At 39.9% G+C, this 14818-nt stretch carries 3 protein-coding genes; all 3 read left to right on the forward strand.

What is annotated here, in order from left to right:
* The first annotated feature begins 15 nt into the window (after positions 1-15).
* The 3 genes from F0919_RS16410 (at position 16) to F0919_RS16420 (ending at position 14794) form a co-directional block, all read left to right on the forward strand.
* Entirely contained in the window at positions 16-7488 is a 7473-nt protein-coding gene (locus tag F0919_RS16410) for a T9SS type A sorting domain-containing protein (RefSeq protein ID WP_150033875.1), read from the forward strand.
* A 263-nt stretch (positions 7489-7751) separates the two neighbouring features.
* Positions 7752-11654 (forward strand): T9SS type B sorting domain-containing protein, encoded by a 3903-nt coding sequence (locus F0919_RS16415; RefSeq protein ID WP_150033876.1) that lies wholly within the window; start codon positions 7752-7754, stop codon positions 11652-11654.
* A gap of 200 nt (positions 11655-11854) precedes the next feature.
* Complete coding sequence (locus tag F0919_RS16420) at positions 11855-14794, forward strand: ligand-binding sensor domain-containing protein (RefSeq protein WP_150033877.1); 2940 nt, start codon at positions 11855-11857, stop codon at positions 14792-14794.
* Positions 14795-14818: the final 24 nt, after the last annotated feature.

A 14818-nucleotide genomic window follows, 5' to 3' on the forward strand; every position in this document is an offset into this window, starting at 1 on the left:
ATTAAATCAGCATTTATGACTTCACTAAATTTACAATTAAAACCAAAAGTACTTTTATCGCGCCCTCTTTATTGGTGCCTGATACTGTTACTTGCTTTTTCAGGCAATGCCTTCGGGCAATTTGCTCCCGTACCGGTAACGGGTTTCAACGCCGATATTGTGGCAGACGGAGCAACGGGTACAACACCTGGAGCCTCCTCAACCGCAGCAGTTGACGGTGCTACCGGATATGTTTTTGTTACTCCTACATTTGGTTTCAGCGGGACTCCCTGCTCTAACTATACCACCGCAAATGCGTTGCCGGCGAGCAAACAAATAACAAGTACAAACACCACTACTAATACAGGTATTACTTATACATTACAAGATTATGGTAATGGCGCTGCAACAAACAATAATGCGTTAAGGATTCCGATTGGAGGAACAGGTTCACTTACTTTAGTGACACCTATAAATGCAGCAAAGTTATATCTGGTATCTTTAGGCGGAAATGGTGCTTCTACTTATAATGTAACAATTACTTATTCCGATGGCTCTTCAGAAACAGTTGTAAACCCTTCAGGCGGAACACCTGATTGGTGTGGAGGCGCGGCTACTTACAAGCTAACACCACAACAATATTACAGGATAAACAGAACCTTGACTGCTTGTACAGGAGATGCTGGTCTTTGTCAGTACATATATGAAGTTCCTGTTCCTGTAGGTGGGGCAAATTTTGCTAAAAATATCGTGTCACTTTCTTTCAGCAATGTCGCAAGTGGAATACTAAATATTATGGCAGTGGGAATGCAAGCTCCTTGTACAGCTCCCCCTGCTCCTACGGGCATAACATTTAATGCGTCTACTACATCTACCGTAAGTGGTTCTTTTACTGCAAGTACAGCAACAGGTTATCTTGTTGTGCGCTATCCTGCAGGCAGCACTCCTGTCACTCCGGTAGGTGGCACTACTTATGTACCCGGAGCTCCTTTGGGTACGGGAAAAATAGTAAGTATGGGTACAACCACTACTTTTTCAGCAAGTGCTTTATCAGCAAATACATCATATGATGTTTATGTTTACGGATATAATACCGGAACTACTTGTGGCGGCCCGGTTTTTGGTAGCCCTTTAATCGGCACCCAATCAACAACTGCTTGCGGTGCACCAACATTAGGAACAGTTACTGCAGGCGTACGTACTATAACTGTGGGACCAACCGGTGATGCTACCACTATTACTGCTGCATTAGCAGATATTAATACAAATGGTTTGAATACTCCTACCATACTTGAATTACAAACGGCTTATGTAAGTACCGCAGAAACGTTTCCAATTACATTTCCTTCTTCACCATGCGTAGGAAGTGTAAATACACTTAAATTAAGACCTGCAGCAGGCGCTAACGGATTGGTTATTGCAGGTTCAAACGCTGGTCCTACCATTGATTTGAATGGTGCTGCATATGTAACAATTGATGGCAGACCGGGTGGTGTTGGCAGTTCTATTTCTTTTACCGCAGCAGGCAGCCTGAACACAACGAATCTGAATATTACAAATACCAATGCTGCCGGTTCAGCAATAAAACTGGGTAATGGCGCAAGCAATAACATGATTCAATATTGTGACCTTCAGGGACAGAGTACAGTTAGCGCTGCAAGTTCTACAACAATCGGTGGCGTAGTTTACATGGATAATACAGGAAGTACAGGTAATGATAATAACACAATTAGTTATTGTAATATCCACTCAACAAGTGCTTCTGCGTTTCCTGCAATGGGTATCTATTCCCTTGGGACAAACGTTACCACAGGTTATGCTTTAACGTCTAACGACAATAACACTGTTGATAATTCTAATGTTTACGATTATTTCAATGCTACATCAGGAACTAATTCTGCAGGCATTGAACTTAACTACGGTAATAATGCCTGGATCATAACAAATAATAGTTTTTTCCAGACAGACATCCGTGCTATTACCGGAGCTTATAACAGAGCTGTTTGGGTCATACCTTATCGTGCAGCAGGAAATGTAGGTAATGGATTTAATATCTCCAATAATTATATCGGAGGCTCTCAACCACAATGTGGTGGTTCTCCTTATACATTAACGACTTCAGGATATTTTGATGGTATCAGAATTGAGATGGCAGACGGTGCTACACCTGCGGCTTCCATTATTCAAAACAATACTATAAGAAATATTTCTATCACTTCAAGTACAACAAGTGATTTGTTCCATGGTATTGCTACAGCGGGTGGTACAGGACTTGTAAGCATTCTGGACAATACTATCGGAACTGCAACAGGTACTGGTGGAGCTACTACCGGAGGTGTTACGCTTACAACTTCTGCTTCGGCAGTGGCAGGACATGCTATTTTGCTTACAGGTACTGGAACATATACAGTACAGAACAACAAGATTGCCAACTTCACCATTCCAAGTGCCAATTCTTATTTCACAGGTATCTTCACCAACGGTAACATTGGTGCAACTATCAATAACAACACTATCGGTAGCCTTACAGATCCGCAAAGTATTTATTTTTCAGATGCCAGTACATCAAGTACCACAGGAAGGTATATCAGGGGTATAAGCCTGAGTCCTACCGGTGCTTTACCTTTTACGGTTACAAACAATACCATCGCCGGTATCTGGAGCAATAACGCATTCACCAGTTCTTCAGGACAAGTAGTAGGTATTTTTATTACCACAACTACTGCTAATTTTGTCGGTGGCGTAACAGGCAATGTGGTTAAAAACCTTTACACTGCTGCAAGAACCACAGGTACTACCACTACAAGCGCTTTGATGGGTATCTGTGCTTCTTCAACAAGCGCCAACGTTTTCAACGTTTCCGGAAATACTGTAGATTCCCTGATATGTACAGGCACCACTGGTGCTATTAACATTATCGGTTTGTATTTTGCAGGAAGTACTTCTGTAAACAATACAATTACCCGCAACTTTATACATACCATCACTGCCCCGTCAACAAATACGGCAGTGATATACGGTATTTTAAATAATACAGGTACTTCTACTTTTGCCAATAACATGGTTCGCCTGGGTGTCAATCCGGACGGAACAAGTTATACTATTCCTGCTTCCATTATAGGTATAAGTTCAGTTCCTACCAATAACAATAACTTCTATAACAATAGTGTTTATATTGGTGGTACAGGTGTTGATGTTACTGCAACTAATACATTTGCTTTCAGAAGAACAGGTACTTCCGGTACTTATAACGTGGTGAATAATATTTTCGTTAATAACCGCTCTAATGCCACAACAGGCGGTACGCACTACGCAATGTATTTTACAACCTCTAATACAGGAGCTACAGTAAATAACAATTTATACAATGCAACAGGTACAGGCGGTGTATTTGCATATAGCGGAACAGCAAATGTTGCTGCATATGCACCCGGTTGGATAGCTTCCGATGGATTAAGTGTTTCAGGTGACCCGCAATTTTTGGTGCCTAATGGAACTGCTTCTTCCGTTAATTTGCATCTAAATACAACTGTTGCTTCTTTAGCAGAAAGTCATGCTGTTGCCGTTTCGGGCATCACTAACGATTTTGACGGAGATAGCCGTTCAGGTTATTCGGGCTCAGCTTCAGGAAGTGCTCCTGATATCGGTGCTGATGAATATGCAGGTATTTATATAAATCTGAACTGCTCCGGTATGCCGGCTGCAGGCACTGCTACATCTTCAGTTCCATCAATTTGTCCGAATTTATCATTTACACTTGGTCTTAGTCCTGTAATTTTACTTCAGGGAATAAGCTATCAATGGCAATCATCTCCTGCTTCTGCAAATACATGGACAAATATTGGTACTGCCCAAACAAGTCCGGTTTATACTACCTCAATTACTGCTTCAACAGACTTCCGTTGTGTTGTAACATGTACTAGTTCAAATTTAAGCGATACTTCGATAGCGGTGAATGTAGCTGTAAATTCATTTGACAATTGCTATTGTACTGAAACGAGAACAGGTACCGACAGAGGTATTACATTGTTCCAGACTACAGGTGCGCAAGTAAACCTAAATAAGACTTCTACAAGCACAGGAACTACAAATGCAGGTTACAGTAATTATACCACAACAGATACGATAAAAGCAATTTCAGGATTTACCGTTAATTTTAACGGTACTGTCGGACCAAATGACCTTGGGGTTAAAATATTTGTCGATTGGAATCATGATGGCGATTTTACAGATGCAAATGAAACAATGTATAATTCAAATTCTTACATTATACCAAGTTTCAGCGGAAGTTTTGTTGTCCCTTCAGTTGCATTGCCTGGTTATACAAGAATGAGAATCAAGGCTGATTATAATTCGACTTCACCTACGGTTTGTGGAAGCATCTCAAGCGGAGAAAGCGAAGATTATGCCTTTGTGGTTATTCCTTTAACTGTTTGTGCCGGAGCGCCTAATCCTGGTAATACGAATGCTTCAACAACAAGTATATGTGCAACTGGTTCCACTAACCTGTCAGTTGACAATAATTATCTGACCTATGCAGGTATTAATTATCAATGGCAATCTTCTCCTGATGGAATCAACTGGAGTAATATAGTTGGTGCTACTACAGCTACTGCTACAGCTTCAGCAATAACCCAATCTACTAGCTATCGTTTAAGGATGATTTGTCTTTCCGGTCCTGATACAGCTTATTCTACTCCGGTTCAGGTCGTAGTGCATACTTTGCCAACCGTTACTGTAACACCATCGCAAGCTGCATTCTGTACTTCAGGAAGTGCTACTTTGCTTGCCGGCGGCGCTTCAACTTATACATGGACTCCATCCTCAACATTGAATGCATCAACCGGGGCCACTGTAATTGCTACGCCAACAACAATAACGACTTATACTGTGGTTGGTACTGACATTTATAACTGCTCTAATTCTGCTATTGCAACAGTTGGACCAATCGATGCTTTTACTCCTGTGGGAACAGCAACGGGTTCTTGTGCACCAAACTTGCCGGTAACCATTACTGCAACACCTATTGCAACAGCAGTGGGTAGCATGGAATATATGTTGACAGATACGCTTGGAGCCGTGATCGGCAACTGGCAGGCAGGAACAAACTTCACGGTTACACCAACTGTAAGCGGTAGTTATAAATATTATTTATTTGCCCGGAATACAACTTGTAACACTAATATATCTGATACAGGAACGGTTATCTTCTATGACGGATTTGGAGCAACTGTTACAGTAAATAATGCAACTTGTGCGAACGGAGACGGCTCTTTAATAGTAAGTGGTGTTCAGGGGCCGGGTACAGGTAACCCAACCGCTGTATGGTATAGTAACGACTTCGCTTCTTCTACGTTAAATTCAATTTATGCTGTATTACAAGGAGGGGCTTCCATTACCAGTAACTATTTACAACTTACACCAAATGCGAACAGTTCAAACGGAGGCATATTGATTAAAAACCCTAATGCGATCAGCCGTATTGATAGTGTAGGATTTGACCTGTCTATTCCGCAATCCGGTGGTGCCGATGGTATGTCCTGGAGTTATGGAGATATCACTTATCCTGCAGCTCCGGCCAGTTATCCTTTTGAATCAGGTATTGGCAACAAACTGATAATTTCCTTTGATGCGTATGGTACAAGTGGTGCAGGTATTCAAGGTGTTTATCTGACTTACGGCCAATCCAATGTGACAGGTGGCACTACTGTTGCGGTAACGAATACTGTAACATCAACTATGCTCGCTTATTCACCTAATGCATCCTGGACAGGCGCATCCAATACTCATGTGAACATCTATATTTCAAGTGACAACAAACTGACGCTTAAAATGGGTGCTACAACTATCTTCAATGCTGTACAATTACCTGCAGCTTATGGTAGCGCAGATAAATCAGCATGGCAACAAATTCTTGCGGCCCGTACAGGTGGCATATCAGAACAACATGCTATAGATAACTTAGGCATCTATTATAACACCACCAGTTACTCTTATGGTGCATCTCCTGCTAACTCAGGTACCGTACCTTCTACATGGCAGACTTCATCCTTATTCTCAGGTTTAAGCGGTGGTGACAGCCTTGATATATGGGTAGCCAATCCTGCAAGCCCTGCAACTTGTAACAAATTCTTAGGAACTTATAATATTACATCACCTGTTATGGCATCCATGCTTGATGCTGCCAACCCTTCCTGTGTTGGCGCTGAAGATGGCTATGTTTTATTGAAAGTAAATGCTGCAGGAACCTATAATGTTTCTTACAAGAAAAATGGCGGCGCCACCATCACTCAAAATGCATTGGTTTCCTCAAATGACGGCACAAATGAATATATTGCAGTTATTCTCGGACAAGGCGCTTATACCAACTTCAAAGTGGTAAACACGGTAGGTTTATGCGTTTCCAATACTATTGCAGGCACTACAACATTGACAGCACCGGCCGCTACAGCAGTACCTGTAGCAAGTACAACTTCGGGTGCAATGAACCAACCGGGAGCAGGTACCCAGTATTATACTGATGCTTCCTGTGATTTGATTGCTGCTGTTACCAGTGCAAACAACCTTGGAACCGTTACTGCAAACGTAACAGTGGGTACACCTGCTGCAACTCCGGGTGGTGAGCCATTCGTAGGAAGGTATGTTGATATAGTTCCAAGCCAGAATGCTAATCTGCCTGCAACATTGAAATTATATTTCACCACTGCAGATTTCACAGCTTATAACAATGCTGCATACGTTGGTACGACTTCTTATCCTGCTATCCTGCCGGATAATTCAAACCTTCGTATCAGGGCATTCCACGGCCTTCCTTCATCAGGCACAACAGGGCCTAACGGCACTTATGATGCAACGAACTCAGACATATTGCTGCCGACAAGCGTTGTATGGAATACCAATGGATTCTGGGAAGTAACGGTTTATTCTCCAAATGGTTTCTCCGGTTTCTTTGCAAACACCACTATCGGTTCACCGTTGAATATCACAATCGGCAAAATAGCTGCACATAATGAAGGTGCGGTGAATATTGTAAACTGGGATACGAAAACCGAATCTGCAAATGACCGTTTCATTATTGAAAGAAGCAGCGATGCCAGGACATTTACAGCAATAGGTACAATGGACGGTAAAGGCAATGCGCCAAGCGATTACAGTTTCACAGATACCAAACCATTCAACAGCATCAACTACTACAGATTGATATTGATGAATGCCGACGGTTCCAGACAATACAGCAATGTTGTTTCTGCAGAAGTTAAGAACGTCAATACCTTCAGGTTGAATGTATTCCCTAACCCGGCTTCCACAGAGGTTTCCGTAAGTGTTTCGGATGTTATCGGCAAAGGTCAGGTAGAACTTACGGACATTACCGGAAGAGTACTTGTATCGCAGTCAATAAGCAACAGTACAACAATTTCATTGTCACTGAACGGCCTCGCAGACGGCATCTACATTGTGAAATACCATGATGATGCAAATGTTCAGACTGTTAAGATCAATAAGAAATAGAATGATTGAATTCCGGGATTTGCCTTATGGTCAATCCCGGAATTTTAATTTTCAAAGATTGACACATACACGTTTATGTGTTCTATTAGTGAGTTTAATTTCCAAACTATAATCCTTCAAACCCGGTCTTTACTTTATCATTATCAAAAGGAAAATTATCTTCTCCATAATCGATAAAACCATTATTAGTTAATTCTGATGTTTTGAATTACAGTCGCTTTCAGAATTTACATCTTTTCATTGTCCATAAATTTTAAGCCAAGATGATTCGTTATATAAAACTTGCAATCATTTGCCTGTTCACACTTTCGGGAATTAATAGTTTTAGTCAGACTTATTGTTCGCCTGTTTATACGTCTGGATGTCCTTTTAGTAATTACATTACGAATGTTAACATTGGAACCATAAATCACTCTCCACCTGGCTGTACCGTAAGCAATTATACCGCCATCTCAACACTTATCCCTGCTGGAGTTGCGACAACTATTACGGTTACTACTTCGGGTTATATAGGAGCCGCTGTTGCCGTAGATTTAAATAATAACGGCAGTTTCAGTGATGCAGGAGAGGTGCTCGCAGTAATGAATTATAACGGCAGTTCTTTCTCTGCTCCTTATTCTGCAAGCATTACCATACCTGGAAGTACACCCAATGGTTCTTACAGGATGAGATGTTATAGCATAGGAGGCAATTCGGGCGGTGGTACTGGTGGTATTCTACCAAGCAATGACCCTTGTGCTACTTATGGTTACGGTAGTTTTGACGATTATACGCTTGTTGTTTACCATCAATGTGCAACTATCAATTCTGTAACAGCAACTCCATCACAAATATGTACTTCAGGCACTTCGAGTTTAACGTGTAGTTATACCAGCTTTAGCCCTGCCACTGTGAAGTGGTATTATGAAAATGGGACGCTGGCAGGAACGGGAAGTCCTTTCGTTACGCCGACTTTAACTACAACTACAACTTTCTATGCAGCAGCAGACAATGGTACTTGCGATACGCCAAGAGCTCCGCTTACGGTTATTGTAATTCCTCCTGCAGCAGCACCTATATCCATTACGCCAACTGATACTACCATTTGTGAAGGAAAAATTGTAAAAATAGAAACAACAAGAGGAACAGTTATTGACTCTGTAATTGCAAAGCAAGGAACTTTAACTGCTACCAAAACGCCTATAAATGGTACAAGTGTCAATTCTGTGAGCGAACTTATTTATTTGTCAAGCGAATTGAATGTAGCAGGAACAATTACTGATTTTGGTTTCTTCAAAACATCGACATCGACCAATACAACCTTTAATCCTGGTAATGTCACTGTATATATGAAAAATACAACGGCAACAACGGTTACCAATACAGCAAGCACCTCAGGCTATGATTTGGTTTATACAGGGCCATGGCCAAATGTTGGCGTTGCTGCAAATACCTGGAACAATCTTACATTGACTGCACCTTTCGATTATCTCGGTGGTGCAAATAATCTTTCTATACTTATTGTAAGAACTGCAGCACCTACGAGTCCGGTATTTGCTCCCAAATATCGTGCCAGCAGTTCATCTCCAAATAACAGGGTTTCTTTTTATACCTTAAATACAGCTTGGGTGAGTGGGGTAACTGTGATGACTTTGGACACATTGCGTCCTGATATAAAAATCAAATACAAGGTTAAGCCAACTATTAACTGGTCGCCTGTCACAAATTTATTTAAAGATGCAAGTCTTACACTGCCTATAAATGCCTCAGATACACAATCGGTTGTATATGCACATCCGAATGTAACCACTACTTATAGTGCTTATGGCAATCTGTATGGCTGTTTGTCTACTGGTTTCCTGACCTCTCATATTGTAGTTAATGATACTGTGCATGTACTTATTGCAGATTCGGTTTGTATTGGTTCAAGTTACGTATTTGGAACACAGACGTTGACAACCACAGGTACTTATACAGAGTCTTTCCAGGCTACAAATGCCTGTGATAGTGTTGTTACAATAAATTTTTCTATTCGTCCATATATTACAAATACAGTAGCAGTAAGTATTTGCCAGGGCCAGACATATACCTTTAATGGCAATACTTACTCCACTTCCCAAACAGGATTGAAAGATACTTTTTCTACAACAGGCTGCGATAGTATCGTTACATTAAACCTGACAGTCAATCCGAATATAACACCGACATTCACTGCTGTTCCTGCTATATGTAATGGTAGTACGGCGCCTGTATTACCGACTACTTCGACAAATGGCTATACAGGTACATGGAGCCCGGCAACAGTAAGTAATACGGCAACTACGACTTATACTTTTACACCTACAGCCGGTCAATGTGCAACAACAACAACGCTGACTGTAACCGTAAATCCGATCGTAACACCAACATTTACTGCTATAGCGCCTATATGCAGCGGAGTTATTGCCCCCGTATTGCCAACTACATCTACCAATGGCATAACGGGCACATGGAGCCCTGCAACGGTAAGTAATACCGCAACCGCTACTTATACTTTTACGCCTACAGCAGGACTTTGTGCATCTACTACGACTTTAACAGTGACTGTAAATCCGAATGTAACGCCAACGTTTACAGCCATAGCTCCTATATGCAATGGTGCTACAGCACCTGTTTTGCCGACAACCTCAAATAATGGCATAACGGGGACATGGAGCCCGGCAACAGTGAGCAATACAGCAACTACTACCTATACTTTTACGCCTACAGCCGGACTTTGTGCATTAACAACCACCTTGACTGTTACTGTCAATCCAAATGTAACACCGACATTTACTATTCCAGGTTCCATTTGTAATGGAGCCACAGCACCTGTTTTGCCAACAACTTCCAATAATGGCATAACAGGCACCTGGAGCCCGGCAACAGTAAGCAATACTGCAACCGGTACTTATACCTTTACGCCGACAGCGGGATTGTGTGCGCTTGCAACTACAGTGACAGTAAATGTGAACAATAATACAGTACCGACTTTTACGGCAATTCCGGCATTTTGTAAGAACACTACGGCACCTTTACTGCCTGCCACTTCCAATAATGGCATAACAGGCACATGGAGCCCGGCAACGGTAAGTAACACAGCGAGCGGAACTTATACCTTTACGCCGACACCGGGATTATGTGCGCTTACAGCAACGATGAATATTACTGTAAAAAATCCTTCTATTTATACGGAGCCGATCACTATTTGTGATAACCAGCAACCATACACATGGAATGGAATTAACGGAGCAATCAATGGAACAGTTTATACTACCACCGCAGCTAATAACTGCGACAGTGTTGTAACGCTTAACCTGACTGTATTGCCTCCTGCAGTAACGACAACAATCGATACATTTGCCTGCGGCTTCCTTTGGTATAATAATGTTCAGTATAATCAGACTACAACGGTAAGAGATACATTCAGTAACTTCCTGGGTTGCGACAGTTTTATCAGAATTACACACATCATTATTTACCCGAATGTACCTTACACCAAGGTGATAGATACATTGGATTGTAACATCGTTCATTATGAAGGAAATAACTATTTCGATAACACGAAATTGGTAGATACATTTATAAACATCCACGGATGTGACAGTGTTATAAGGATTGTAAACATTACGGTAGATAAATTTGAACTGAATCTTAGCGTATCACAGGAAGAGCCCTATAAAGGTGAGCCTATCAATCTCATATCCTCGGGCAATAATAACTATGTTATAACGGCCTGGTCTCCGGCAGATTGGTTTCCGGATCAGGAAAAAACAGAATACAGGATTCTTGCAACTGAAGATGGTATTATTCTCATAAATGGTACAGATGAATATGGTTGTACAGATACTGCTGAGGTCCGCTATACGGTCAAGCCTTTGGATTATGGAGTATTTATACCCAATGCTTTTACTCCTAATGGCGACGGAAAAAATGATAAGTTCTTTGCAAATTTCTATATGAAACGCGCTTATGTCATCAAGACATTTAAAGTCTTCAACAGATATGGCCAGGTTGTATATAGCAGATTTAATGATTCTGACGGCTGGGACGGAACCATGAATAATGGAAAACCTGCAGACATGGGTAATTACAGCTATTTTATGGAAGCTGAATTTATAGACGGCAAAAATATCAAACTGAAAGGTGATGTGGTGCTCATAAGATAATACAGTTTATAATCAGATTTAAAAGCAGCGCTGAATATTTAGGGCTGCTTTTAAATTTAATTCATTTCGTCATACAATCTAATGCATTTTACTGCTTTCATTTGTGGTTACTAAATATTATTTTGCAGGTATTAAGAAGAATACATTGTTCTATTCTACGGCTGATTTAACTTGATTTTCCGGGCATTTAAAATGATAATATGAGGCATTTTTTGCAATACTTACTGACCATAACGTTGATTTCATTACTTGTTCCCTGTAATGCCGCAATAATAGAAATCAGCCAGGGCGCAGGATTGCCGGACAGATGTATTAATGGTATCTGTAAAGACAACAGAGGCCTTATGTGGATCGGTACCCAGTCGGGCCTTTGCGTTTATGATGGATATGAATTTAAAGGTTTGTTGGGTCAGAGTACCATTAACCGTGTCACCATCAACAAAATGATCTATGATAATTCCCGTGATCTATTATGGCTGGCTACAGAAAAGGGTTTATATAAAATTCGTTGCAGCTCATTTAATGTTGAAATGATTGGCAATGGCAACAAATGGTATAACAATTCCGTTACAGACTTACTGTTGCTGGAAGACAACCGTGTTTTTGCAAGTTATAAAGATGGTGAAATACTGGAAATAACGCCTTCCGGAAAGATAAATATTATTGCAAATATACCTGCCGCAGACAACAACAAACAGATTTATCCTTCCAGGCTAAGAATAGATGGTAACGCATTGGTTATTTCAATGTCATCGATAGGGCCTGTATATGAATACTCATTCGGCAAAAGGATCTTATCGGATATAAGAAATATTGTCAGAAATTTCCCTGACATTGATATTCAGGATAGTCTTGTTTCATTTCATACAGCAACGGAACAACAAGTATATAACATCAATATCAAAAATGATTCTTTAAAATTTTTCCTGAGCCAAATTCATGAGATTCATAATGTTGCTTCCATTAAATTTTTTGCCGGAAATATTGTGTATGTTTTTTGCAGGCCATTCAGTGTTTACAAAATTGATTTCAATAGCCTGACTGTTGAACATATTCTTTATGATATTTATCCCGGCAGGATCTATAAATCCTTTTATATTGATGATGATAATATTATTTGGGTAGGTTCTACAAAAGGTCTTTTAAAAGTAACCAATGAAAAGAATCTTTTTCAAAAGCAATTATTACAATACCCCACAATCAGCATCCGTTCTTTTGTGATGGACGAATTTGGAAATAAATATGCCGGTACTTACAGTGGCCTGTTTCGTTTCGATAACAAAAAAAAGGATTGGATAAAGATCGGAGATCAGATACCATTTGCCTTTACAAATGTCAAAGGGAAGTATCTGTATTTTGTAGAAGAACAATTAAGAATATTCAGGATAGAAAAGAAAACAGGCAAAGTAGAAGACTGTCTTTATAAAGAAGATTACAGTCTGAAAAGTAAAATAGGCAGAAGCATTGCCATTACATCAGACGATAGCGGAAAAATATGGATAGGGACAAATGCAGGCCTGGTTATCTATAATCCTGAAAACGATTCGTTATTTCCTTATAAGATTAAGAATTTTCTAAATGACAACATTGAGATAAGATATATCAAGATGATGCCTGGTGATAAAACTTTATTGTGCACGAACAATGGCATTTATGAAATAGATGATGTAAACGGACAAATCTGGCATTTGAATACTACAACAAGACCTGCGCTGTCTTCCAATACCACCAATTTTGCAGACTTTGATGCAGGTGGCAATCTCTGGATCTGTACTGAAGGCGGTGGCATCAATCTGCTTTCCTACACAAGAAAAAATATTTCGGTTCTGGATACCAAATCGGGATTGAGCGATAATACAACTTACGGATTAATCTTTCATAATGATTATGCATGGATAAGCACCTATAACGGATTAAGCAGATATAGTTTTAAGCAAAAAGCTTTCAGAAATTTCTTTTCGGGCACTGACGGACTAACCGAGAATGAGTTTAACCGTAATTCTTATTTGACAGATAACGGAACAAACAATTTATATTTTGGTACGGTTAATGGCATTAATGTTTTTAATCCCGATAAACTGGATGTACCGTCTCCACATGCAAAACTTTTTGCATCTACAGTTTCGAAATGGGATAACAATCAGAAAGCTTATGTCAATGTTTTTCCTACATTTAAGAACAATGAGATTACACTTAATCCCTCGGATCACTTTCTGATTATTAACCTTGGTTTGTCAGATTACTCCAATCCTGAGAAAGTAACATTTAGTTATCGTGTAAAGGGACTTATTGAAGATTGGGTAACTATAAATAACCAGCACTCTATTCAATTAAGCGGGTTAGGTTCCGGCATGTATGTGATAGAGATAAGAGCTTTGGATAGCCACGGTTCTCCGGTAATGAATGAGATTCATTATGAAGTAATAGTTTTGAAATCATTCTATAAAACTATCTGGTTTTATCTTTTAATATTGATTGCAATAAGCCTTATAATCAGTTACTTTTTCTATTTGAAAATCCGGAATTTAAAGCAGCTATCTAACCTGAGAGAAAGAATAGCAAGTGATCTGCATGATGACGTCGGGAGTCTGTTGACAAGGATAACAATGAATAGCGACAATCTGCGGCATAATTTAAATACGCCGGAACAAAATGTTTCCAAGCTAAGTAAAATCTCTTCATTAAGCCGTTACGCCGCTTCTTCTATGAATGATATTTTGTGGACTATTGATTCCCGCAATAACTTTACCGGAAATCTTGCAGATCGTATAAGGGAACATGCCGATGAAATGTTGTTGCCTCTTTCAATTGAAATAGTTTTTGATATTGAGGTGGGTACAAAAAAAATTATTTCTTCAGAGAAACGGCAGGCACTTTATCTCATTTTCAAAGAATCAATAAATAATATTGTCAAGCACAGCAAGGCAACACGAGTAAATATAACATTTATTTACAATAATCAATGTTTACTTTTAAGAATAGAAAATAACGGATTTAATGCAAATGAAAAGGTGGCATATAAAGGGCAGGGGTTAAGAAACATTAAGATGAGAGCGGATAGAATACATGCCTCTTCAACCATAAAGAACGAAAACGATCATTTCATAGTTGAAATACTTGGAAAGGCTAAATTCTTCTGATAAAAAAATAAAGCAACATTAAAA

It is taken from the genome of Taibaiella lutea, assembly GCF_008629695.1.
GTDB lineage: Bacteria > Bacteroidota > Bacteroidia > Chitinophagales > Chitinophagaceae > Taibaiella > Taibaiella lutea.

Coding starts and splice junctions, on each gene's coding strand:
- F0919_RS16410 (WP_150033875.1), top strand. CDS start 16: ATGACTTCACTAAATTTACAATTAAAACCAAAAGTACTTTTATCGCGC.
- F0919_RS16415 (WP_150033876.1), top strand. CDS start 7,752: ATGATTCGTTATATAAAACTTGCAATCATTTGCCTGTTCACACTTTCG.
- F0919_RS16420 (WP_150033877.1), top strand. CDS start 11,855: ATGAGGCATTTTTTGCAATACTTACTGACCATAACGTTGATTTCATTA.